General features: G+C 69.2%; 20 protein-coding genes and 1 pseudogene. 6 read left to right on the top strand and 15 right to left on the bottom strand.

What is annotated here, in order from left to right; translation table 11 throughout:
* Positions 1-85: 85 nt before the first annotated feature.
* The 4 genes from EHF32_RS00215 to EHF32_RS00200 are packed head-to-tail and all read right to left on the bottom strand — an operon-like array spanning position 86 to position 4104.
* Complete coding sequence (locus tag EHF32_RS00215; protein WP_238343749.1) at positions 86-1051, bottom strand: bile acid:sodium symporter; 966 nt, start codon at positions 1049-1051, stop codon at positions 86-88.
* 37 nt (positions 1052-1088) lie between these two features.
* A complete protein-coding gene (locus tag EHF32_RS00210; RefSeq protein WP_137416245.1) occupies positions 1089-2132 on the bottom strand; it encodes an ABC transporter permease in 1044 nt (347 codons plus the stop codon).
* Positions 2129-3076, bottom strand: coding sequence for an ABC transporter ATP-binding protein (locus EHF32_RS00205; protein ID WP_137416244.1), 948 nt, complete (start codon positions 3074-3076; stop codon positions 2129-2131). Before EHF32_RS00205 ends, EHF32_RS00210 begins: the two co-directional genes overlap by 4 nt.
* 41 nt (positions 3077-3117) lie before the next feature.
* Positions 3118-4104: a glycerophosphodiester phosphodiesterase family protein gene (locus EHF32_RS00200; RefSeq protein WP_137416243.1), complete on the bottom strand. Its 987-nt coding sequence runs from the start codon at positions 4102-4104 to the stop codon at positions 3118-3120.
* Positions 4105-4271: 167 nt separating this feature from the next.
* On the opposite strand from EHF32_RS00200, the gene EHF32_RS00195 reads away from it, so the two are divergent.
* Complete coding sequence (locus tag EHF32_RS00195) at positions 4272-5183, top strand: Bax inhibitor-1/YccA family protein (RefSeq protein WP_137416242.1); 912 nt, start codon at positions 4272-4274, stop codon at positions 5181-5183.
* A 215-nt stretch (positions 5184-5398) separates the two neighbouring features.
* Here the strand turns inward: EHF32_RS00195 and EHF32_RS00190 are convergent, their stop codons facing one another.
* The 6 genes from EHF32_RS00190 to EHF32_RS00165 form a co-directional block, all read right to left on the bottom strand.
* The gene (locus tag EHF32_RS00190) at positions 5399-6754 is read right to left on the bottom strand and encodes a glycosyltransferase (RefSeq protein WP_192900662.1); all 1356 of its coding nucleotides are present in this window, start codon (positions 6752-6754) and stop codon (positions 5399-5401) included.
* Between the two features lie 73 nt (positions 6755-6827).
* Positions 6828-8408, bottom strand: coding sequence for a glutamine-hydrolyzing GMP synthase (guaA, locus tag EHF32_RS00185; protein WP_137416241.1), 1581 nt, complete (start codon positions 8406-8408; stop codon positions 6828-6830).
* On the bottom strand, positions 8405-8890 hold the full coding sequence (locus EHF32_RS00180) for a DUF3817 domain-containing protein (RefSeq protein WP_137416240.1): 486 nt from the start codon (positions 8888-8890) through the stop codon (positions 8405-8407). The genes guaA and EHF32_RS00180 overlap by 4 nt, the downstream gene beginning before the upstream one ends.
* A 49-nt stretch (positions 8891-8939) precedes the next feature.
* Positions 8940-9773, bottom strand: coding sequence for an SURF1 family protein (locus tag EHF32_RS00175; RefSeq protein WP_238343860.1), 834 nt, complete (start codon positions 9771-9773; stop codon positions 8940-8942).
* Between the two features lie 13 nt (positions 9774-9786).
* Positions 9787-10902 (bottom strand): GuaB3 family IMP dehydrogenase-related protein, encoded by a 1116-nt coding sequence (locus EHF32_RS00170; protein WP_137419048.1) that lies wholly within the window; start codon positions 10900-10902, stop codon positions 9787-9789.
* A 34-nt stretch (positions 10903-10936) separates the two neighbouring features.
* Entirely contained in the window at positions 10937-11548 is a 612-nt protein-coding gene (locus tag EHF32_RS00165) for a TetR/AcrR family transcriptional regulator (RefSeq protein WP_137416239.1), read from the bottom strand.
* Positions 11549-11627: 79 nt separating this feature from the next.
* Between EHF32_RS00165 and EHF32_RS00160 the strand changes: the two genes are divergently transcribed.
* Positions 11628-13070, top strand: coding sequence for an MFS transporter (locus tag EHF32_RS00160; RefSeq protein WP_137416238.1), 1443 nt, complete (start codon positions 11628-11630; stop codon positions 13068-13070).
* 84 nt (positions 13071-13154) lie between these two features.
* Here the strand turns inward: EHF32_RS00160 and EHF32_RS00155 are convergent, their stop codons facing one another.
* Together EHF32_RS00155 and guaB are read right to left on the bottom strand one after the other, a co-directional pair.
* Entirely contained in the window at positions 13155-13823 is a 669-nt protein-coding gene (locus EHF32_RS00155; protein ID WP_137416237.1) for a TMEM175 family protein, read from the bottom strand.
* 70 nt (positions 13824-13893) lie between these two features.
* Positions 13894-15396: an IMP dehydrogenase gene (guaB, locus tag EHF32_RS00150; protein WP_137416236.1), complete on the bottom strand. Its 1503-nt coding sequence runs from the start codon at positions 15394-15396 to the stop codon at positions 13894-13896.
* Between the two features lie 395 nt (positions 15397-15791).
* Between guaB and EHF32_RS00145 the strand changes: the two genes are divergently transcribed.
* The 4 genes and pseudogenes from EHF32_RS00145 to EHF32_RS00130 all read left to right on the top strand — a co-directional run.
* Positions 15792-17159 (top strand): branched-chain amino acid ABC transporter permease, encoded by a 1368-nt coding sequence (locus tag EHF32_RS00145; protein ID WP_238343748.1) that lies wholly within the window; start codon positions 15792-15794, stop codon positions 17157-17159.
* 3 nt (positions 17160-17162) lie between these two features.
* Positions 17163-18146: a branched-chain amino acid ABC transporter permease gene (locus EHF32_RS00140; RefSeq protein ID WP_137416235.1), complete on the top strand. Its 984-nt coding sequence runs from the start codon at positions 17163-17165 to the stop codon at positions 18144-18146.
* On the top strand, positions 18139-19149 hold the full coding sequence (locus tag EHF32_RS00135) for an ABC transporter ATP-binding protein (RefSeq protein ID WP_137416234.1): 1011 nt from the start codon (positions 18139-18141) through the stop codon (positions 19147-19149). The genes EHF32_RS00140 and EHF32_RS00135 overlap by 8 nt, the downstream gene beginning before the upstream one ends.
* Positions 19146-19895: pseudogene (locus tag EHF32_RS00130) on the top strand (ABC transporter ATP-binding protein); the annotation flags it as partial. The gene EHF32_RS00135 and the pseudogene EHF32_RS00130, both read left to right, overlap by 4 nt.
* Positions 19896-20416: 521 nt before the next feature.
* On the opposite strand, the gene EHF32_RS00120 reads toward EHF32_RS00130, so the two are convergent.
* The 3 genes from EHF32_RS00120 to groES form a co-directional block, all read right to left on the bottom strand.
* Positions 20417-21730 carry an ABC transporter substrate-binding protein gene (locus EHF32_RS00120; RefSeq protein WP_137416233.1) on the bottom strand — a complete coding sequence of 438 codons (1314 nt, stop codon included), beginning with the start codon at positions 21728-21730 and terminating at the stop codon, positions 20417-20419.
* 159 nt (positions 21731-21889) lie between these two features.
* Positions 21890-22843, bottom strand: a complete 954-nt coding sequence (rarD, locus tag EHF32_RS00115; RefSeq protein ID WP_137416232.1) for an EamA family transporter RarD — start codon at positions 22841-22843, stop codon at positions 21890-21892.
* A gap of 92 nt (positions 22844-22935) precedes the next feature.
* Positions 22936-23232: a co-chaperone GroES gene (gene groES / locus EHF32_RS00110; protein WP_047543013.1), complete on the bottom strand. Its 297-nt coding sequence runs from the start codon at positions 23230-23232 to the stop codon at positions 22936-22938.
* Positions 23233-23250: the final 18 nt, after the last annotated feature.

Raw genomic sequence — 23250 nt, 5'->3', positions numbered from 1 at the left:
TGGGGGCGCGGCGTGCCGCTGCTCTCATCCGAGCACGCCGAACCCCATCCGCACCAGCACGACGACCGTGCGAAATCCGTCGCGGTCAGTGCGCGCGGACCGCTCGCGGCCGGAACAGCGCCACGAGGACGACCATCACGACGAGCTCGACGAGGGTCTGCGTCACGACCACCAGCGGCGCGAGCGACAGGGATGCGGGCAGCGCCAGCGCGAGCGGAAGGACCACGAGGGAGTTGCGCGTCACCCCGCTGAACATCGTCGCGATCCGTTCGGGACGCCGCATCCGAGCGATCTTCGCCACGAGCAGCCCCAGGACGGCGGCGATGGCGGCGAACGCGACGAACAGCGGCACGAGGGTCACAAGACTGGCGAGGCGCTCCCCCACCGCGTGCACCTGCGAGCCCACGACGACCGCGAGCACGAGCATCATCAGCGGGACCATCGCACCGAGCACACCGGTCTCGAGGATGCGGACGGGTCGCACAGTACGCGCGAGCAGCTGGGTGAGGGCGGCGAGCGCGAGCGGGAGGACGATGAGCAACAGGAACGCCTCGACGAACGGGCCGGGCTCGATCCCGCCGACCAGCGCGGTACCCGCCATGACCCAGAGATAGCCCGGCAACAGCACGAGCTGCGCGAGCATGAGCAGCGGCGTCGCAGCCAGCAGGCGTTCCCGCGCCCCGCCGGCCAGGTGGGCGAACACGATCACGTAGTCCACGCAGGGGGTCAGCAGCACGAGCAGCACTCCCGCGAGCAGGGCAGCATCGTGCGCGACGACGCGCGACAGGGCGAAGACGATGATCGGCACGAGCACGAAGTTCAACCCGAAGACGGCCACGAGGAAACGCCCGTCGCGCAGCGCCCGTCCGATGCGCGCGAAGGGCACCGCGAGGAACGTGGCGTACAGGAGGACCCCCAGCGCGGGGGTGACGGCCGCTTCGAGCGTCGGGGCGCTCGAGGGCGCCGTCAGCCCGACGACGACGCCGAGAGCGATGGCGGCCAGATAGAGCACGACCTGGCGGCGCTCCGCCCACTCACCCCATCCGCGCACGACTCCAGCCTGCCGCATCCGCGCGGGCGGACGTCGCTCAGGCGACGCGCGTGCCCGGGGGCAGCGACCGCGCCGGCGTCCGCGTGCGGCGGTAGCCGCCCCAGAACAGCAGGCCCGCGACCACCAGTTGCACGCCGAGGCCCACGAACCAGCTGGGAGCGAGGCCCGCGGTCTGCTCCTCGGTGCTCGGGTAGGGCTGCTCCGGGTACTCGCAGCCGTCGTTGCGCACCTCGGTCTCCGGCGGGATCTGCGCCAGGCGGACACCCGAGGCGATCTGGCCGAAAAGGTCCTGCGTGTACCCGTTGCGGTCGTACACCGTCGGGGTCGCGTCGGCGATCACGACGAATGGGTTGGCGGCGAGAACCCACCACACCCGGTCGAAGCGCGGCACCTCGGTCGTGTACGTCTCCCATGGGCTGCACGAGACGACATTGCCGCTCATGTCGTACTCCGTGCCCCATCGGGATGAGGTGGTCACCTCGGTGCGCGTGGAGATGCCGCCGAGGCCGAACACGATGAGTGTGCCCACCACGAAGGCGGCCATGACCAGGTAGGTCGACGCGACGGAGAACAGCGGACGCGCCAGCAGCGCACTGAGTCCCACGCCGATCGCGGCGAAGATCGCGATCTCCAGGATCAGCACGAGCAGCGACACCGCGAGGGATGCGGGCGCGACGCCGCCGGCGACGGTCGCGGCGATGAGGAACGGGACGGCGACGGCGAGGAACGCGAGACCGGTGATCCAGGCCGCGAGGAGCTTCCCGAACACGATCTCGGCCGTGGTGGCCCGTGTCACCTGAACGGCGGCGAGCGTCGCGGATTCCCGGTCGCCGTTCACCGCGTTGCCCGCGACCGTCGGGGCGACCAGCAGCACCAGGAGCATGACCATGTAGACGATGACCGAGTAGATCGCGCCGCCGGGTCCTTCAGTACCCGACCACATCCCGAAGGCCAGGAAGGAGAGGACGGTCACGCCGAGCAGGATCACGGCGAAGACGCCCAGCAGCACGTACCAGGCCACCGACCGCATCCGCTGGGTCAGCTCCAGGACGGTGATCGTCCACAGTCTCGACGCGTTCATGCGCCCTCCTCCTCGGATGCGGGGCGATCGCTCGCCGGGCCGGAGAGATCCATGAACGCCTGTTCGAGGCGGCCGACCGCCGGCGCGAACTCGGTCACGGCGATGCCGGCATCCAGGATCGCCCGAAGCCCATGGGCGGCCTCCGCCTCTCCGGCGAAGCCGACGACGAAGGCGTCCCGGTCTCGACCGATGTCCTGTGGGCGACGCCCGAGCGCCGCGGCGAACGCGACGGGTGTCGGCGGCTCCCCCCACACGCGCAGCCGCCACGGGCGCACCGCGGCCGAGGCGCTCGGCGCGGCGACCGAGGTGCCGTCGCGGAGGAAGACGGCGTCGTCGACGAGTTCCTCGAGTTCGGCGAGCACGTGGCTGGAGACGAGGACGGTCCGCCCCGCAGCGGCGAAACCGCGCAGCAGCCGGCGCAGATCGATGCGCGCCTGCGGATCCAATCCGGATGCCGGCTCGTCGAGAAGAAGCACCTGCGGGTCGTGCACCAGGGCGCGGGCGAGACCGAGGCGCTGCTTCTGCCCGCGAGAGAGCACACGGGCCGGTGCGCCCGCGAGCGGGCGGAGACCGACGTGGTCGAGGAGGGCGTCGGCGCGCGCGCCCGCATCCGCCTTCGTCATCCCGTAGAGGCGCCCGGTCATGACGAGCGTCTCGCGCGCCGTCAGCGCACCCCACGCGCCCAGCGCGTCCGGCATCCAGCCGAGCACGCTCCGCGCCGCCGCCGGATCCTCGACGGGGTCGATGCCGTGGATGCTGATCGTGCCGGAATCGGGACGCAGCAGCGACGCGAGCATGAGCAGCAGCGTGGTCTTGCCCGCCCCGTTCGGTCCGACGAGTCCGGTCACGCGCCCCGGCTCGGCGACGAACGTGGCACCCCTCACCGCCTGCACGGAACCGAAGGAACGGGTGACGTCACTCGCGACGATGCCGGTCGAGGTCATGGTTCGACACTAGGGGGCGGTCGGAGCCGCCCGCACGCGTGTCAGCGAAAGAAGGCGACTCCGAGATCGGCGTGATCGACGAAGACCCCGTCGAGCCCCGCCTGGCGCAGCAGGTCCCACTCGCCCTCGTAGTCGCCGAAACGCGCCGGGTCGCCGCCGACGCGGAACTGCCGCGACAGGAAGCGGTTCTCCGGTCGAGCCGTCCAGGTGAACACGCGCAGACCGCGTTCCTGGGCTTCGGACACCACGGGGGCGGGACGCGTGATGCGGCCCAGGGCGTTGGGCACGAGGATCAGCTTCTTGTCGAGGCTGACGCCGTCGAAGCTGCCCACGAGCGCGTCGAGTCCGCGCGGCGAGACGATGTCGCGGTAGGTCGGCGCGTCGACACCGCGGGCGACGAGCAGGTCGACGGGCGAGCCCTCGGCCTCGATCAGGTGGATGTAGGTGCCGGGAACGCCGCGTTCGCGGAGCGTGGTGAGCACGGTCGGCTCGAAGGACTCGAAGATCAGGGGCGCTCCTGCATCCAGCCACCCCGCCTGTGCGAGGTCGCGTTCGAGGAGCGGAACGAGATCGAGCCCGATCGCCTGGAAGTAGGCGGCGTGCTTGATCTCCAAGACGAGGCCGATCGGGCGCGCTGCCGCGCCGATGATCTCGAGGAGATCGACCAGTCGCAGCATCGGCTCCGAGTCGTCGCGCGTCGCGCTCAGCGGTCGGATGCGGGGCAGTCGCTCACGACAGCGCAGGGTGGACAGCTCGTCCCACGTGAAGTCCTCGGTGAACCAGCCGGTCATCGAGTGGCCGGCGAACTGCTTCGTGCGCTTCAGGTGGGCGAACTCGGCTCGGTCGGCGACATCCGTGGTGTCGGAGATCTCGTTCTCGTGTCGGATCACCAGCACGCCGTCGCGCGTGGCCACCACATCCGGCTCCAGCGCATCGACGCCCTGCGCGATGGCGAGCTCGTAGGACGAACGGGTGTGCTCGGGCAGATAGCCGGGCGCACCGCGGTGGCCGATCACGAGAGGAGACATCGCGCCCAGGCTAACGGCATCCGCTCGACGCGCATGCCGACAGCGACGTGCTCGTGTCCGGCTCAAAGTTCACTCACAGCGATACCCTCCCCACCCGCGGAAACACTGGGATATCGTGGGTGCTGCGGCACCGTGCCGCCACCTGACACTGGAGTGTGACCCTGCCGATGGCTTCGTCCAACCCCGCGTTCAACAACCCTGCATTCCAGGACCCGCGTGCCGTGAAGAGCTACCCCGGGGGCTCCAACGCGGCGGGGATCGGTCTGACCCCGCCCCCCGCGTCGACGGTGACGCCCGGTCAGCAGGCCGGCCTCGAGGGCGCGTTCGCCGCCCCGCCGGCCGGCGCCGCCGACACCGGACGCATGACGGTCGAGGACACCGTCCACAAGACGGCGGCCCTTTTCGCCGTGCTCCTGATCGGCGCCGTGGCCGGTTGGTTCGTCACCCTCGGCGGCACACTGCTGCCGCGTGAGGCCACCACGCTCGTCGTCGCGCCGATGATCATCGGCGCCCTCGTCGGCTTCGTGCTCTCGCTCGTGGTGATCTTCGGCTCGCGCAAGAAGGTGCGCCCCGCGCTCATCTTCGCGTACGCCGCGTTCGAGGGAATCTTCGTCGGCGCGATCTCGGCGTTCTTCGAGGTGCAGTGGCCCGGCATCGTCATTCAGGCGACCCTCGCGACGGTCGCCGTCGTCGGCGTGACCCTGGCCCTCTTCGCGAGCGGCAAGATCCGCGCCTCCAAGCGCGCCACCAAGATCTTCCTGATCGCGATGGTCGGCTACCTCGTGTTCAGCCTGCTGAACGTCGTGCTGATGCTCTTCGGCGTCTTCCCCGCGGGCCAGATGTTCGGCCTGCGCAGCCAGCTGATCTTCGGCGTTCCGCTCGGCCTGATCCTCGGCGTCTTCGTCGTGATCCTCGCCGCCTACTCGCTGGTGCTCGACTTCGACTCGATCCAGCAGGGCGTCCGCAACGGCGCTCCCCGCCAGTTCGCCTGGATGGGCGGCTTCGGCATCATGGTGACGGTGGTCTGGCTGTACCTGGAGATCCTGCGCATGATCGCGATCCTTCGAGGCAACAACTAGCGCTTCCGCGCATCGAAGGGCCGCCCCTCGGGGCGGCCCTTCGTCGTTGGCGGCTCTCTTCGCCTGTCACAGATCGCCCCATCCGCGTCGATCTGTGGCCGGGGAACAGGCGATGACCCGGCTCGCCTGTCACAGATCGCGCCGCGCGCGTCGATCTGTGACAGGCGAGGCGGGGTGTGGGAGCCCGCGGAGGGCGCCGCGACGACCGGGACGGGTCAGCGTGTCGCGAGGATGCGGCGGACGAGGGCGGCGAGGTCGTCGCGGATGCGCGAGGGTGCGAAGTCGGCGGCACGCTCGAGCGCGATCCGCGCCGCGCGCTCGCGTGCGCCCGGGTTCTGCAGCAGCTCGACGACCGCATCCGCGAACGCCCTCTCGTCGCCGTCGGGTACGAGCACGCCGCCACCCGTGGCGAGCTGGTCGCGCGGACCGTAACGCACGTCGTACGACACCACCGGAACGCCGCGGCTCATGGCCTCGAGCGCCGCGAGTCCCTGCCCCTCGAACGCCGTCGTCTGCACCATGAGCGCCGCACCGTCGAACAGCGCCGGACCCGCATCACTGCGCCCCTCGAGCGTGACGGATGCGGCCAGCCCGCGCTCATCGATCAGGCGCTGCAGATCGTCGCGGAGCGCCCCGTCCCCCCAGATCTCGAGCCGCGCACCCGGCACGGCGGCGATGACGCGACTCCATGCCCGGATGGCGTGATCGATGCGCTTGCCCGGTGCGAGACGCCCGAGCAGGACGACGCGGTGCGGGTCGGCCGGTGACGGATCATCGACGGCGGAAGGCGCTGCGTTCGGCAGCACGGTCGCCCCCGGATGCGCACCGAACCGCTCTTCGGCATCGGCGCGCTGCTGTGCGGTCGGCCAGAGAACGGCGTCGAAACGGTCCGCGACGGCGAACCACCGGCGCCAGAGATCGTTGACCGGTGCATCCGGACCGTAGGGCGATGAGAGGTGCGTGGTGTGGATCGTGTGGACGATCCTGACCCCGTGCGGCGGATCCGTCGCGAGCAGTTCGCCGAGCTGACGCGACTCGCAGACCAGGACGATCGGCTGCGCGAGCCCGGCGACCACGTGGGCGAGCCACGCGAGGTAGAGCCCGCCGAACCCCGACAGGATGCGGTCTCCGTCGGGCGCGTGCACGACGACCGCGGCCTTCGTGAGGTGCCAGTCGGGGTCGCCGGCGATCACCGGCAGCGCAAGGAGCGGCCGGCCCGCCGCATCCGGGATCTCTCGGTACGCGACACCGGGTGTGGACGCCCCCGGTGTCGCGGCGTCGAACAGCCACCGGGGATCGGCTGCGGCGTCGTCGAAGAGGTTGCGGAACGCATCGACGGATGCGGCGGCGCCGGCGGCGACGAACGCCTCTCGGTGAGCCGCGTGGTCGGTCGGCGTTCCGGGGTCGACGCTGAGCAGGTGGACCTGGGCTCCCGCGTCGGCGAGGAGCCGCGCGCGCTGGAGCGTCGCGACCGTGTAGCCGCCGTCGAGCCCGGGGATCAGCCGCGACGTGAGCACGAGCGTGGTCACGCCCTCGAGCGGTACTGCGTCACCCCCGAGCGCCTCGTTCACCGCCCGAACGCCCCGAACAGCCTGTTCACGGGGGTGCGGGGCGCCAAAGCGGAGCCGATGACCGGCCCCGAGCTCACTCCCACTCGATGGTCCCCGGGGGCTTCGACGTGACGTCGAGAACCACGCGGTTGACGTCGCGCACCTCGTTCGTGATCCGGTTCGAGATCTTCGACAGCACGTCGTACGGCAGACGCGTCCAGTCCGCCGTCATGGCGTCCTCACTGGAGACGGGGCGCAGCACGATCGGATGCCCGTACGTGCGTCCGTCGCCCTGGACACCGACCGAGCGCACATCGGCCAGCAGCACGACCGGGCACTGCCAGATCTCGCCGTCCAGGCCCGCCTTGGTCAGCTCCGCACGCGCGATGGCGTCGGCGTCCCGCAGAATCTCGAGACGGTCAGCGGTGACCTCACCCACGATGCGGATCCCGAGGCCGGGGCCCGGAAAGGGCTGGCGTGCCACGATCGCCTCCGGAAGGCCGAGATCGCGGCCGATCTGGCGCACCTCGTCCTTGAACAGCGTGCGCAGCGGCTCGATGAGCTCGAACTGCAGGTCTTCCGGCAGACCGCCCACGTTGTGGTGGCTCTTGATGTTGGCCGTGCCCGCCCCGCCGCCCGACTCCACGACGTCGGGATAGAGCGTGCCCTGCACGAGGAAGCGGATCGGCTCACCATCGGCCGCCGCCTCGGCGACGAGGTCACGCTCGGCCGCCTCGAACGCGCGGATGAACTCGCGCCCGATGATCTTCCGCTTCTGCTCGGGGTCGCTCACGCCCTCGAGGGCGGAGAGGAACTGCTCGCGCGCGTCGATGGTGATCAGGCGCACACCGGTCGAGGCGACGTAGTCGTTCTCGACTTGCTCGCGCTCGCCCTTTCGCAGCAGTCCGTGATCGACGAAGATCGCCGTGAGCTTGTCGCCCACGGCCTTGTGCACGAGCGCCGTCGACACCGCGGAGTCGACACCGCCGGACAGCGCCGAGATGACCCGACCCTCGCCCACCTGCGCACGGATCTTCTCGACCTGCTCGGCGATGACGTTGCCGCTGTTCCAGTCGGCACCCAGGCCCGCGGCCTTGTGGAGGAAGTTCTCGAGCACGGTCTGGCCGTAGTCGGAGTGCTTGACCTCGGGGTGCCATTGCACGCCGTAGAAGCGACGCTCATCGTTCGCGAAGGCGGCGACCGGCGTCGCCGCGGTGCGCGCGAGCACGTCGAAGCCCTCGGGCGCACGGGAGACCTGGTCGCCGTGGCTCATCCAGACGTTCTGCTCGGCCGGGGTGCCGTCGAGCAGGGTCCCCTCGGTGACGATCGTCGCATCGGTCGCGCCGTACTCGCGCAGCCCCGTGTTCGCGACCTCGCCGCCGAGCGCCTGCGCCATGACCTGGAAGCCGTAGCAGATGCCGAGCGTGGGAACACCGAGATCGAAGACCTCGGTGTCCAGCGCGGGCGCGCCGTCCTCGTACACCGACGACGGCCCACCGGAGAGGATGATGCCCACCGGGTTCTTCGCCGCGATGTCGGCGGCGGTTGCGGTGTGCGGCACGATCTCGCTGTAGACGCCGGCTTCGCGCACGCGGCGGGCGATCAACTGCGCGTACTGGGCGCCGAAGTCGACGACCAGGACGGGGCGCTGGGAGGTATCGGTCTGCTCGGTCAACGGCTGCTCTCTGTCACGTCGGCGGATGCGGGGTGAGCCTCGGCGGCTTCACGGACCGCGAGGTAGCGCTTGACGTCACGGGCGACGATCGCCTCCATGACGAAGGAGAGGAAGGGCACGACGCCGCCCGCGGCGAGCAGCAGCAGACGCCAGAGCGGCCACCGCATGAGGCTCCACACACGGAAGCAGGCGATGAGGTAGACGACGTAGAACCAGCCGTGCACGATGAGGATACCGAGCGACAGGTTGACGCCGTCGCCGGTGGAGATCAGGTCGCCCTCGGGACCCGGCACGACGGGTGCGAACCACAGGAATCCGCCCGATCCGCCGAGGAAGAGCTCGACCGCGAGCGACGGCGTGTACTTCAGGATCATCTCGGTGACCAGCAGAAGCAGGCCGATGCCGGTGATCACGGAGCAGATCTGGTAGAACCGCAGCGCCTTGCGGATCGCCGGGAAGGTGGCGAGTTTCGGGGCGGGCATGGGTCCAGTCTAGTCGGGCGGCAGAGGGCTCGCCCGAGCCCGGCGAAGCTCAGGCGTCGACGGGCTGGGGGCCTTCGAGCTCCTCGAGCTCTTCGAGCTCCTTCTCCCACGCATCCTTCGCGAGGCGGTACCAGAGGTAGAAGGCGAAGCCGGCGAAGATCACCCACTCGGCGGCGTAGAAGATGTTGAGCCAGTTGACGGAGGAGCCCGCATCCGGTGCGGGTGAGTCGATGTCGGCGAGGCCGCCCATCGGGTCGTCCGCCACGACGAACTGCCGGTAGACGTCGGTGTCGCCGATGTCCTGCCAGCGGCTCAGCAGCGCGGCGGGCGACATCCGCGTGATCTCCCACGGATCGCTCTTGGGCGGCGGCACCGGCCCCTCATCGGCGACGATCCGCCCCGTGAGCGTGACGGCCTCGTTCGGGTCGGTGCTCCTCGCCAGCGCCTCGGCGACCGCATCCGCGTCGTCCCGCGAAGCGGCCCAGCCCACGGCGACCGCCAGCGACGCATCCGGATCGACGGCGCGCAGGTGCGCGGTGACCCAGTATCCCTCGACGCCGCCGTTGTACCGCGAGGCGACCACGACGAAGTCGCTCGGCACGAGGGTGCCGCTGACCTCGACGCGCTGACCGATGAGCGGATCGGTCAGGTACTCCCCCGGAACCGCGACGTCCCGGATCGGCATGACCTGCTCGGTCGCACCCTCCTCCCGCGGCGCCGTGTCGATCGCTCGCGCGAGCTGCCATTGGCCGAGCCACGCGAACACCGCCGCGACGGCGAGGCACAGCAGCAGCATCGCGATCCATCGACCGCGCAGCATGACCTCCCGCAGGGTGGGCGGGAAGACCTCGGGAAGATCGTCGGATGCGGGTGAGCTCACGATGGAACGGCCGACCTCAGCGTCCGTAGGGCGCGACGACGACCTCGACCCGCTGGAACTCCTTGAGGTCAGAGTATCCCGTGGTGGCCATCGACTTGCGCAGCGCCCCGATCAGGTTCGCGGTGCCGTCGGCGACCGGTGCCGGCCCGTAGAGCACCTCTTCGAGCGAGGCGACCTGCTCGACCTTGACGCGGTTGCCGCGCGGCAGCTTGGTGTGGTGCGCCTCCGGGCCCCAGTGGAAGCCCTGGCCCGGCGCATCCGTCGCCCGGGCGAGCGCGACACCGAGCATGACGGCGTCGGCGCCCATGGCGAGAGCCTTGACGATGTCTCCCGACGTACCCACGCCGCCGTCGGCGATCACGTGGACGTAACGGCCGCCGGACTCGTCCAGATAGTCGCGGCGCGCGCCGGCGACGTCGGAGACCGCGGTGGCCATCGGAGCGTGGATGCCGAGGGTCGCGCGGGTGGTCGAGGCCGCGCCCCCGCCGAAGCCGACCAGCACACCCGCCGCACCCGTGCGCATGAGGTGCAGCGCCGCGGTGTACGTGGCCGCTCCGCCGACGATGACGGGGACGTCGAGGTCGTAGATGAACTTCTTGAGGTTCAGCGGCTGGTCGACGGAGGACACGTGCTCGGCCGAGACGGTCGTGCCGCGGATGACGAAGAGGTCGACGCCGGCGGCGACGACGGTCTCGTACAGATCCTGCGTGCGCTGCGGTGTCAGCGAGCCCGCCACCGTCACACCCGCGGCACGGATCTCCGCGAGTCGGTCACGCACGAGCTCGGGCTTGATCGGCTCTGCGTACAGCTCCTGCATCCGGCGCGTCGCGTCGACGGACGAGAGCGTCGCGATCTCTGCCAACAGGGGCTCCGGGTCGTCGTAGCGCGTCCACAGGCCCTCGAGATCGAGCACGCCCAGTCCGCCCAGCTGGCCGAGCATGATCGCGGTGCGGGGACTCACGACGGAGTCCATGGGAGCACCGAGCACCGGGATGTCGAACGAGAAGGCGTCGATCGTCCAGGAGGTCGAGACGTCCTCCGGGTTGCGCGTACGACGCGAGGGGACCACGGCGATGTCGTCGAAGGTGTATGCGCGCCGGGCCCGCTTGGCGCGGCCGATCTCGATGTCCATGCTCACCCCACCAGCCTAGCCGCCACCGCGGACGTCACCACGGCTCGTCCACGCGCGGGGCGAGGGCGAGCACGGTGGCCTTCTCCGTGGGGAAGCACGCCGAGAACAGGTCGGTGATCCGCGGATCGACCTCGGCCGCGTCGGCGAGTCGCAGACCGATCATCGTGTTCAGCATCATCCCCTGCGCCAGGAACGCCTGCGCCCGCTCCGCCGGGAAGCCCAGATCGCGCAGGTACGCCCACACCCGCGCGAAGCCGTCACGCGCCCGCGGACCGATGACCGGGTGGGAGCCGAGGAGGAACGCGTGCGAGAGGGTCTGATGAAGACCTCGCACACTGAGCAGACCGATGTATTCGTGGCCCATCCGCGCCTCGATCTCATCGTCGAGGCCCTCGCCCGCCGCGCGCTCGAAGGCCTCGAACAACAGCCGGAGCGTCTCATCCAGCGCGGCGAGGAAGAGCTGTTCCTTCGTGCCGAACAACCTCACGACATAGGGCTGCGAGACGTCCGCCGCACGCGCGATGTCATCCGTCGTCGTGCCGACATACCCCTTGGCGCCGAACACGGCGATCGCCGCCGTGAGGATCAGCGCCCGGCGCTCGTCCGAACTCAAGCGCTTCTTGGACGTCATCGTTCCGGAGGCCATGTTGACATGTTATCAGTCGATAACTACAGTCGCCTCAGCTTAGTAATCATTCGATTACAACAGGAAAGGACGACTCTCCATGTCGAGTCCCTCACGCCCGTTCGCCCTCGTCGTCGCCGCGACATCCCTTCCGATGTTCATGGCGACGCTCGACAACCTCGTCATGACCAATGCCCTGCCCGTCCTCCACACCGAGCTCGGCGCGAGCGTCGAGCAGTTGCAGTGGTTCGTCAATGCGTACACGCTCGCCTTCGCTTCGACGATCCTTCTGGCCGCCGCCCTCGGCGACCGGCTCGGCCGGCGGTCCGTCTTCCTCGTCGGAATCGCGGTCTTCGGGATCGGATCGGTGCTCGCGGCCCTCAGCACAGACCCGACGCAGCTCATCGTCGCCAGAGCCGTCCAGGGCTTCGGCGGCGCGGGCGTCCTCCCCCTCTCCCTCGCCCTGCTCTCCGGCGGAGTGTCCCCGCAGCGACGCCCGCTCGCCATCGGAATCTGGGGCGGAGTCTCCGGACTCGGCGTCGCCGTCGGGCCACTCGTGGGCGGTGCCGTCATGGAGGGCTGGAACTGGCAGGCCATCTTCTGGCTGAACGTGCCCGTCGCCATCGTCGCGATCCCCCTCGCCCTCGCCTCGCTCCGCAACGACCGCGGCGAGCGCGCGCGCATCGACGTCGTCGGCACACTCGTGTCGGGCGTGGGGGTGCTCGCTCTCGTCCACGCGATCGTCCGCGGCAACGACGACGGATGGGGCTCCGCATCCGTCGTCGCCGAGATCGCCGCGGCCGCCGCCCTCATCGTGTTCTTCCTCGTCTGGCAGTCGCGCGTGAAGGCTCCGCTCATGCCGCTCCGGCTCTATCGCGACCGCTCGTTCACGCTGACCAACATCGTGGGCTTCGCGTTCAGCTTCGGCACCTTCGGCGCGGTCTTCCTGCTCATCCAGTACATGCAGGTCGTACAGGGCTCGTCTCCGCTCGAAGCCGCGCTGCAGACCACGCCGTGGACCATCGCCCCGATGTTCGTCGCGCCGCTCGCGGGCATCTTCTCGGGACGCATCGGCACGCGTGCGCTCATGGTCGCAGGACTCGCCCTCCAGGCCGTGGCGCTCACCTGGATCGCCACGATCCTGTCGATGTCGCTCGACTACCCCTCGCTGATCGCACCGTTCCTGCTCGCCGGAATCGGCATGGGACTCGTGTTCGCCCCCTCGGCGACGGCGCTGCTCGCCACGCTGGGGCTCGTCGATCACGCCAAGGCGTCCGGAGTGAACTCGACCCTTCGCGAGATCGGCGTCGCGCTGGGCACCGCCGTCATGACCGCGATCTTCGTGGGCGCGGGCGGTCAGCTCCTGCCCGACGCCTACGTAGATGCGGCCCGGCCCGCCGTCTACGTCGGGGCCGCCGTGCTGGTCGCCGCCGCCGTCGCGGCCCTCTGGCTGCCTGCCGGCCGCTCGGCGCGGCCGACGACCGAGACGCCCGCCGCATCCGCATCCGCTCGCGGCGAGGTCGGCGTCGGCGTCGGCGTCTGAGCGCGGACCGAACTCCTGCAAACTGCGCCCGTCCGGCATCGATCACGGGGAACCGGGCGCTGCTGCAGGAGTTCGGTCGCGCCGTCACGCGGCGGCGGCGCCGTCCGGCGGCGGCCCGCCGCGTTCCGCCGTGGCACGCGAGCGCGACAGCAGGCGCGTGAGCGGACCGTCGGCGAGGAACAGCAGGAAGGCGAGCGAGCCGGCCAGCGGGCTGAGGGCGACGACACCGGCGGAGATGATCAGGGCACTGAGCGCTCCGCCGCCCTGGATGCGGGCCTCGGAGAGCGGGAAGTCGGGCATCGACCGGTCGCGGGTGTGCATCGCCCACGCCCACTGCGCCCAGCTGCATCCGATCGCCAGGAGGAAGTTGATCGGCAGCAGCATGCGCCCGAGCACCAAGTCGGCGAACTCGTTGTTGATGGTGGACGTGAACGGCACGAGCACGATGAAGAACAGCCGCGCCGAGTTGATCCACGTGCCGAGGGTGTCGATCCGGGAGATGTGCTCGAACTGCTCGACGTGTGCCCGCCACATCAGGCTCAGGATGAGGAAGCTGACCAGGAAGGTGAAGAACGGCTGCGACATTCCGGCCAGCGCCGCCCACAGGTCGGCGTCGGAGCGCACCCCGTCGAAGGTGCGGGCGGTGAGATCCAGCACCAGCAGGGTCGCCGCGATCGCGAACACGCCATCGGTGTAGGCCTCGAGCCGCCGCGTCGAGACGGTCGCCTCGGGGTGCTGACGTCGCCGGATCACGAGCGTCAGCGTAGCGTCGGCAAGCGAAACGCCGCACCCCGTCGGGATGCGGCGTTCCGAGCGCGTTCGATCAGCGCTTGTAGTTGGGGGCCTCGACCACGATCTGCACGTCGTGCGGGTGCGACTCCTTGAGACCTGCCGGGGTGATCCGCACGAAGCGGCCCTTGGCCTTGAGCTCCTCGACGGTGCGCGCACCGACGTAGAACATCGACTGCCGCAGACCTCCCACGAGCTGGTAGGCCACAGCGGACAGCGGCCCGCGGTAGGCGACCTGACCCTCGATGCCCTCGGGGATCAGCTTGTCGTCGTTCGGGACATCCGCCTGGAAGTAGCGGTCCTTGGAGTACGAGGTCTTCTTGCCGCGCGTCTGCAGCGCACCCAGCGATCCCATGCCGCGGTACAGCTTGAACTGCTTGCCGCCCTGGAACACGATCTCGCCCGGCGACTCGTCGGTGCCGGCGAGGAGCGACCCCAGCATCACGGTGTCTGCGCCCGCGACGAGGGCCTTCGCGATGTCACCCGAGTACTGCAGACCGCCGTCGGCGATCACCGGCACGCCGGCCTCGCGGGCGGCCTGGAAGGCCTCCCAGATCGCCGTGACCTGCGGCACGCCGACGCCCGCGACGATGCGGGTCGTGCAGATCGAGCCCGGACCGACGCCGACCTTGACCGCATCCACGCCGGCGTCGATGAGCGCCTGTGCGCCCTCGCGCGTCGCGACGTTGCCGCCGATCACGTCGATGTCCGCGAAGGAGGGATCGGCCTTGATGCGACGGACCATGTCGATGACCCCTGCCGACTGCCCGTTGGCGGTGTCGACGACGAGCACGTCCACGCCGGCGTCGCGCAGCGCCTCGGCGCGCTCCCAGGCGTCGCCGAAGAAGCCGATGGCGGCGCCGACGCGCAGGCGTCCTTGGTCGTCCTTCGTCGCGAGCGGATACTTCTCGCTCTTGTCGAAGTCCTTGATCGTGATGAGGCCGGCGAGCTTGCCCTCCTCATCGATCAGAGGCAGCTTCTCGACCCGGTGCTTCGCGAACGCGGCGATCACATCGCCGGCGCTGACGCCGACGGGAGCGGTGATGAGGTTCTCGCTCGTCATCACGTCGCGGACGTAGGTCGTGCGGCGCTCGAAGCCGGAGACGAAACGCATGTCGCGGTTCGTGATGATGCCGACGAGATGCCCCTCCTCGTCGACGACGGGCAGACCCGAGATGCGGTACTGGGCGCAGAGGGCGTCGACCTCTTCCACCGTGGCGTCGGGGGTGGTGGTGACGGGATCGGAGATCATGCCCGACTCGCTGCGCTTGACGCGGTCGACCATCGCGGCCTGATCGGCGATGGAGGCATTGCGGTGCAGGATGCCGAGGCCGCCCTCGCGGGCGATCGCGATCGCCATGCGCGCCTCGGTCACGGTGTCCATCGCGGCCGAGATCAACGGTGTCGCCACCGTGATGCGGCGGGTCACGCGCGATGAGGTGTCGGCCTCGCTGGGGATGACATCGGTGTGCCCGGGAAGCAGCAGGATGTCGTCGTAGGTCAGTCCGACGAAGCCGAACGGGTCGTGGTTTTCCATCGCGCTCTCCTCCCCCGCCGGCACTCGCGGATGCGGCGGGTCGCCTTAGACGTCAGACGCGGGAGCAGGCCTCTCAGCCCGGCCGATCCTGGCCGGAGCGAGGGTTTCCCGTCGTCTGTCGATTGTAAGCGGCCACGGATGCGGATTGTTCCCGCATCCCCTCTCGCGCGCCCCCGTCCGCGAGCTCCTGCCTCTCCACAGGGGCGAGGGACGGCGGGACGGCCGATTGCGGATTACGTAGGCTCAGACGGCACCCGGTGACGGAATCCGTCGACGAGGCGATCGTGGCCGGGGCGTGTCCTCGCTGAAACACGACGGACACAATACGCTCGTAGCGTCGTCGTCATTGCCGATGCCGACCGCATCCTGGGTGCGTGTCCCCGACTGGAGGTTCCGTGGTTTCCACCACTGCGACCGAGAGACGATCCCTACCCGGGATTCTTCTCCTCTTCGCCGCGCTCATCGTCGCGCTGCTGACCTTTATCCCCACCGCGGCTCACGCCGAGACGACCGATGACGAGAGCGCGATGCAGACCGAGGTCTGCGCCCCCAGCGCCACCGTCGGCTGCATCTCCGGCACGCTGCGCGACGCCGGCAAGGGAGTCGTGGTCTCGGCCACCGGCCCCGGCGGCACCGTCTCCACCGAGACCGACGACGACGGCCGCTGGTCGCTGAGCGTCGAGCAGCCCGGTGAGTACTCGGTCACGGTCGACGCCGACACGCTCCCCGATCGCGTCACCCTGAGAAGCGACGAGCCGCAGGTTCGGAGCGTGACACTCGGCGCCAACACCGCCGCACTGTTCTCGCTCGAGAGCTCGGGCGGCGACACGGGCAACGGCGGTGGCACCTCCGGCGGCAGCGCGAGCGCGGACACCGGATTCAACTGGGACCGTCTCGCTCAGCAGGCGGCGTCCGGCCTCCGACTCGGACTGCTCCTCGCACTCGCCGCAGTGGGTCTCTCTCTGATCTACGGCACGACCGGCATCTCGAACTTCGCCCACGGCGAGCTCGTGACCCTCGGCGGTCTCCTCGCGTTCGTCTTCGCGAACCTGCTGGGGCTCAACATCTGGCTCGCCGGCCTCATCGTCATCGTCCTGTGCGCCGCGTTCGGCTACACGCAGGATCTCGCCATCTGGAAACCGCTGCGCAAGAAGAGGCTCTCGCTGACGCAGCTCATGATCGTGACGATCGGTATGTCGCTGGCACTGCAGTACGTGTTCCAGTTCTTCATCGGCGCGTCGACCGTGCGCATCGTGATGGCCAACCCGAAGCCGGTGCAGATCGGTCCGGTCTCACTCAGCCAGGACTCGCTGATCGCGATGGGCATCGCCGTCGTCGTCCTCGTCGCAGTCGGCCTCTTCCTGGTCAAGACCCGCGTCGGACGCGCCACCCGCGCCGTGAGCGACAACCCGGCACTGGCCGCCGCATCCGGCATCAACGTCGACGGTGTGATCCGCCTGATCTGGACCGCATCCGCAGCACTGGCGGGCCTCGCCGGCATCCTGCTCGGTCTCGTTCTCAACGGCATCAACTGGATGACGGGCATGCAGCTGCTGCTCCTGCTCTTCTCCGCGGTGACCCTCGGCGGTCTCGGAACCGCCTTCGGCGCCCTCTTCGGCGCCCTCATCATCGGCATGACGGTCGAGTTGACGAACATCTGGCTGCCGGGCGACTTCAAGTACGCGACCGCCCTGCTGCTGCTGATCCTGCTGCTGCTGGTGCGACCGCAGGGTCTGTTCGGTCGCAAGGAACGGGTGGGCTGACACATGGAATTCCTGAACCTGCTCACGCAGATGGCGGCAAGCGCCATCTCGCCCGCGACGGCCGCCTTCGCCATCGCCGCGATCGGCCTGAACATCCACTTCGGCTATACGGGTCTGCTCAACATGGGCCAGGCCGGCTTCATGCTGCTCGGCGCCTACGGATTCGCCGTGTCGATCGGCGCGGGCCTCGGATTCTGGCCGTCGTTGCTGATCGCGATCATCGTGGTCGTCATCTTCAGCCTCATCCTCGGTATCCCCACGCTGAAACTGCGCGGCGACTACCTCGCCATCGTCACGATCTCGGCCGCCGAGATCGTACGCATGGTCGGACGCTCCTCGATCATGGGTCCCATCACCGGCGGCTCGAACGGCCTCCCCGGTGCGACCTACCGCGACCCGTTCAACGAGCTGTCGTTCCTGCCGGACGGCTCCACCACCATCCTCTGGTTCACGTACGAGAACAACGGCGTGAGCGGATGGTGGATCCGCCTCGTGGCCTGGGCGCTGGTGGCGATCTTCCTGGTCCTGGTGTGGCTGCTCATGCGCAGCCCGTGGGGACGTGTGCTCAAGGGCATCCGTGAGGACGAGGATGCGGTGCGCAGCCTCGGCAAGAGCGCCTACTCCTACAAGATGCAGGCACTGGTGCTCGGCGGCGTGCTCGGCGCCTTCGCCGGCATCATCTACGTCCTCCCGTCCTCGGTCCAGCCGGACGCACTGGGACGCTCCACGACGTTCTTCATCTGGACCGCGCTCCTGCTGGGCGGCGCCGCGACCATCTTCGGACCCGTGCTGGGCTCGATCCTGTTCTTCGCGGTGCGCATCTTCATCCAGGGGGTCACCGACATCGTCGTGCCCGACTCGATCATGTCCACCCAGCAGACCGATCAGTTCTCGTGGATCGTGATCGGCATCGCGCTGATGCTCCTGGTGATCTTCCGACCACAGGGCATCCTCGGCAGCAAGAAGGAGCTGAGCTTCAATGTCTGAGCCGATCACGGCGGCCCAGGCGGCCGCACAGGAGAGCCTGTCGCGTGTCGCGCAGACGCCCGGCGCGCCCAAGCCCGACCCGATCCTCGTCGTCGACAACATCATCCGCCGGTTCGGCGGCATGACGGCCGTCGACGTCGATCACCTCGAGGTGCAGCGTGGCGCCATCACGGCGCTCATCGGCCCCAACGGCGCGGGCAAGACGACGTTCTTCAACCTCATCACCGGCTTCGACAAGCCGACGAGCGCGAAGCGCGCCTTCGGGGGCCCGCCCGCCGACAAGGCGGCCAGATGGTCGTTCGACGGCCGCACTCTCGGCAGCACGGCCGCATCCAAGGTCGCCCGCAGCGGCATGGTGCGCACCTTCCAGCTCACGAAAGCCCTCTCACGCATGACGGTGCTCGACAACATGTTGCTCGGCGCCCGCGACCAGCCCGGCGAGAACATGGCCGTCGCCCTCATCCCCGCGCTCTGGCGCAAGCGGGAGAAGGAGATCACCGAGAAGGCCATGGATCTCCTGCAGCGCTTCAAGCTGTACGAGAAGAGGGAAGATCTCGCGGGCTCCCTCTCGGGCGGACAGAAGAAGCTGCTCGAGATGGCGCGTGCGCTCATGAGCGACCCGAAGATGATCATGCTCGACGAGCCCATGGCGGGGGTGAACCCCGCACTCACGCAGTCGCTGCTGGGCCACATCCAGGCCCTGCGTGACGACGGCACCACGGTGCTGTTCGTCGAGCACGACATGCACATGGTGCGTCACATCTCCGATTGGGTTGTGGTGATGGCGCAGGGCGCCATCGTCGCCGAGGGCCCGGCAGGCGAGGTCATGAATCAGCAGGCGGTCGTGGACGCGTACCTCGGTGCGCACCACGACACCGACCTCGGTGACGACTCCCTGCTCGACACCTCGGTCATCCAACAGCTCGAAGCCGAGGCGGAGGCCGCGGACGCGGCGGCCGAGCGGCAGATCGACGAGGCGCTCGGAAAGGAGCACCGTTCATGACGAACGCGACCGAACCGGTCCTCGTCGCGAAGGACCTGCACGCCGGCTATCTGCCGGGGGTCAACATCCTCAACGGCGTGAACATCGTCGCCCACCCGGGTGAGCTCATCGGCATCATCGGCCCCAACGGCGCCGGAAAGTCGACGTTCCTCAAGGCGGTGTTCGGTCAGGTCTCTATCCGTGGCGGCTCCGTCACGCTGAAGGGAACCGACATCACCGGCTGGAAGCCGAACAAGCTGGTCTCGACCGGCGTGGGCTTCGTGCCGCAGACGAACAACGTGTTCCCCTCGCTGACGATCGAGGAGAACCTGCAGATGGGGATCTACCAGAAGCCGCGCAAGTTCCGGGAGCAGCTCGACAAGATCTTCGAGATCTTCCCGGTGCTCGCCGACCGTCGCGATCAGCGCGCCGGTTCTCTGTCGGGCGGCGAGCGCCAGTCCGTCGCGATGGCGCGCGCGCTCATGATGGACCCCTCGGTGCTGCTGCTCGACGAGCCCTCGGCCGGCCTGTCGCCCGTTCGACAGGATGAGACGTTCATCCGCACCCGCCGCATCAACAAGGCGGGGGTGAGCGTGATCATGGTCGAGCAGAATGCGCGACGCTGCCTGCAGATCTGCGACCGCGCGTACGTGCTCGACCAGGGACGCGACGCATACACGGGCACGGGACGCGAGCTCGCCAACGACCCGAAGGTCATCCAGCTCTACCTCGGCACGCTCGCAGCCGACGTGGATGCCGACAAATCCGCGTCCGCATCCGCTGCCCCGGTCGCATCCGCGACCGCGGAGCCGGCTCCCGCGGGCACGGTGAGCCCCGATGAGCAGGTTCCGACGTCGGTGACCGCCGGCTCGAGCGCGGCGGAAGACCTGCCGCCGGGAGCCGAGCCCATGTCGGACCCGGGCGTGGAGCCCGACGCCGGCAAGGCCTGAGACCCGCGCGGCGCCCCACGCCGCCGGCACGCTCCGAAGGGGGCGGATGCACCCGCATCCGCCCCCTTCCCCTTTCCGCGCCCCGTTCCCTCTCCGCGCCCCTCCCCCTCCTCGCGCCCTTCCCTCTCCGCGCCCTCTCCCCCTCCTCGCGCCCTTCCCTCTCCGCGCCGGGTCTGCTCTGCTCGCCTGTCACAGATCGACGCGAACGCGTCGATCTGTGACAGGCGAGCAGGGGGTGGAACGCGCGGCGCGGGGAGGAAGGAGGGGACGGGCCCGCCCGCGCACGCACGAACGCCCCCGGGCGGACCCGGGGGCGTTCGTGGGGATGAGCAGTCAGATCAAGACTTGCCCTCGACAGCGCTCTGCCAGACGGGCTTGTTGTCACCGTCGAACTTGTAGATGCCGATGAAGGCGCTCGAGGGGTCGTTCTTGTCGTTGAACGGTCCCGTGCCGGCGACACCCGTGTAGTGGATGTCCTTACCGCCGGCGATGAGCTCCTTGCAGTCCGCGTACGTCGAGCACTCCTCGCCGCCCGTCGCACCGGACACGGCGGCCAGGTTCGCCTGGATGGTGGCGGGGTCGGTCGCGCCGCCCTTCAGGGCCGCGAGGGCCGAGAGGATGACGGCGTCGTACGACTCGGCCGAGTACGAGTAGTCGTCCAGGGCCGAACCCTCGACCGACTCGTGCCACGCGGAGGCCTTCTTCTTGAAGTCCTCAGCGGGGTTCGCGCCGGGGATCGTGCCCTGCGCGCCCTCGAGCGTTCCGGCCTCGAAGTCCTTCGAGAAGTCCGACGTGTTGCCGTCCGTGTAGTAGGTGCGGGACATGTCCCAGCCCTGCGACACGAGCTCGGGGATGATCGCCTTGGTCTCATCGAAGGCGATGATCACGATCGCGTCGGGGTTGGTGGCCAGAGCCGCCGTCACCTCGGACGAGAACGTGGTCTGGCCGGGAGGGAACTCCTGACCCGCACCCTTGGCCCCGTACGTGACCGATCCGCCCGCACCGGTGACCGTCTCCTCGATCACGTCGCGCAGGCCCGTGCCGTACGCGTCGTTGAAGACGAGGAACGCGATGTTCGCGTTGCCGTCGCTCGTGATGAGCTGACCCAGCGCGGAACCCTGCACCGTGTCCGGCGGAGCGGTGCGGAAGTAGAAGTCGGAGTAGCCCGAGAGGGAAGCCGCCGTGTTCGCGGGCGAGATCTGCACGATCGGGCTCGCGCTCTTGGTGAGCTTGTCGACGACGTTCAGCGACACCGAGGAGGATGCGGCGCCGATCACGATCGAGACCTTCGCGTTGATGAGCTCGTCGGCCGAAGCGGAGGACACGGTCATGTCGTTGCTGTCACCGGAGTCGGTCCAGAACGTACATGCCTTGTCGCCCGCGGCGACGATGTCGTCGACAGCCAGGCCGACACCGGCGATCTCGGGCGGGCCGAGGAACGCCAGGGTTCCCGTGGTGGGCAGCAGGGTGCCGACCTTGAGGATGTCAGCGCTCGTGGTGCCGTCGGCGCAATTCTGCGCCGTGTAGTCGCCACCTGCGTCTGAGCTGCCGGAGGGCGCTGCTTCGCCCCCGCCGGCACACCCGACGAGCGCAAGCGCCGAGACGCCCGCGAGGGCGGTCGCGGCAAACCACGCCTTCTTGGAGTGAACCATCTGGTTCCGTCCTTTCACTCTTCAATGCGCGACCTGGACGCCGCGTTGCGCCAGAAGCTAGCCGCGCATTGTTACGAGTGTGTTGTAGGCGCGCGTCGCGCACAGTCCTCGCACCCTTTCGCGACGAAATCGTTATGAATCACGCCGCTTTTCGACGCATTACGTCAATTCGGCCACGTCGGACGGAGCGTTCTGCAATCCTGCGCCCCTGCGCGCACGACGCGAGGCGATGATCGAATCCGCGCTGAGCAGGATCAGCGCCGCCCACACGAGCGCGAAGCCCGCCCAGCGTCCCGCCGTCATCGGCTCGCCCAGCACCCACCATCCGATGAGGAACTGCAGCACCGGCGCGACGAACTGGACGATGCCGAGCAGCGTCAACGGCGCCCGGCGGGCGCCGGCGGCGAACAGCAGCAAGGGAACGGCCGTCACGACCCCCGCCAGCGCCAGCGCCACCGTGGTGCCCGCCCCGGCGGAAGCGAAACCCAGCCCCGTCGTCAGAGCCACGACGACGAGCTGCACGAGGGCGAGAGGGGTGAGCCAGAGCGATTCCAGGGTGAGCCCGCTCACCGCATCCACGGAGGGGCCGATCTTCTTCTTCACGAGTCCGTAGAAGCCGAACGAGAACGCGAGGATGAGGGCGATCCAGGGCATGGCGCCGTACCCGATCACGATCACGACGACCGCGGCGGTGGCGAGCCCGATCGCGACCCACTGCGTCGGACGCAGCCGCTCGCGCAGCACGAGCACGCCCAGCAGGACCGTCACGATCGGATTGATGAAGTACCCGAGGCTCGTCTCGATGACGTGACCGCTCAGAGTGCCGATGAGATACGTCTGCCAGTTGACGTAGATCAGGATGCCGGCGAGCACCGTGAGGGCGACGAGCCGGCCCCGGCGCAGGATCGCGCCGAGGCGTCGCCACGAACGCGTCACCGCGATCAGGAGCGCACAGAAGACCAGTGACAACAGGATCCGCCACGCCACGATCTCGAACGCCCCCACGGGCGCGAGCAACAGGAAGTACAGCGGTAGCACGCCCCACAGCAGGTATGCGGAGAAGGCGTACAGGCCGCCGGCGAGGCCCTGCTCGGTGGGAGTGCGTGGGTTCACCGATCCAGCCTAGAACCGCGGGCAGGGTGGGGGGCGCGCCCGCAACGAACGAAGCCCCCGGCCGAACGGCCGAGGGCTTCGAGCAGGCGATGTCAGCGGACGACGACCGCGAGCACGTCGCGCGCGGAGAGCACGAGGTACTCGTCAGCGCCGAACTTGACCTCGGTGCCGCCGTACTTGCTGTAGATCACGCGGTCGCCGACGGCGACGTCGAGCGGAACACGGTTGCCGTTGTCGTCGATGCGGCCGGGGCCCACGGCCACGACCTCGCCCTCCTGGGGCTTCTCCTTGGCGGTGTCGGGGATGACCAGGCCACTAGCGGTGGTCTGCTCGGCCTCGACCTGCTGGATGACGATGCGGTCCTCGAGCGGCTTGATGGAAACCGACACGGTCTACCTCTTCTTTCT

It is taken from the genome of Microbacterium sp. RG1, from assembly GCF_005347485.1.
GTDB classification, from domain to species: Bacteria; Actinomycetota; Actinomycetes; order Actinomycetales; family Microbacteriaceae; genus Microbacterium; species Microbacterium binotii_A.
This window is presented reverse-complemented; position numbering and strand designations above follow the sequence as displayed.

What these genes read in the sequence shown, in the direction of transcription:
- EHF32_RS00210 (WP_137416245.1), bottom strand. Translation starts at nt 2,132, where the DNA reads ATGAACGCGTCGAGACTGTGGACGATCACCGTCCTGGAGCTGACCCAG.
- EHF32_RS00205 (WP_137416244.1), bottom strand. Translation starts at nt 3,076, where the DNA reads ATGACCTCGACCGGCATCGTCGCGAGTGACGTCACCCGTTCCTTCGGT.
- EHF32_RS00200 (WP_137416243.1), bottom strand. Translation starts at nt 4,104, where the DNA reads ATGTCTCCTCTCGTGATCGGCCACCGCGGTGCGCCCGGCTATCTGCCC.
- EHF32_RS00195 (WP_137416242.1), top strand. Translation starts at nt 4,272, where the DNA reads ATGGCTTCGTCCAACCCCGCGTTCAACAACCCTGCATTCCAGGACCCG.
- EHF32_RS00180 (WP_137416240.1), bottom strand. Translation starts at nt 8,890, where the DNA reads ATGCCCGCCCCGAAACTCGCCACCTTCCCGGCGATCCGCAAGGCGCTG.
- EHF32_RS00170 (WP_137419048.1), bottom strand. Translation starts at nt 10,902, where the DNA reads ATGGACATCGAGATCGGCCGCGCCAAGCGGGCCCGGCGCGCATACACC.
- EHF32_RS00165 (WP_137416239.1), bottom strand. Translation starts at nt 11,548, where the DNA reads ATGGCCTCCGGAACGATGACGTCCAAGAAGCGCTTGAGTTCGGACGAG.
- EHF32_RS00160 (WP_137416238.1), top strand. Translation starts at nt 11,628, where the DNA reads ATGTCGAGTCCCTCACGCCCGTTCGCCCTCGTCGTCGCCGCGACATCC.
- guaB (WP_137416236.1), bottom strand. Translation starts at nt 15,396, where the DNA reads ATGGAAAACCACGACCCGTTCGGCTTCGTCGGACTGACCTACGACGAC.
- EHF32_RS00140 (WP_137416235.1), top strand. Translation starts at nt 17,163, where the DNA reads ATGGAATTCCTGAACCTGCTCACGCAGATGGCGGCAAGCGCCATCTCG.
- EHF32_RS00135 (WP_137416234.1), top strand. Translation starts at nt 18,139, where the DNA reads ATGTCTGAGCCGATCACGGCGGCCCAGGCGGCCGCACAGGAGAGCCTG.
- EHF32_RS00120 (WP_137416233.1), bottom strand. Translation starts at nt 21,730, where the DNA reads ATGGTTCACTCCAAGAAGGCGTGGTTTGCCGCGACCGCCCTCGCGGGC.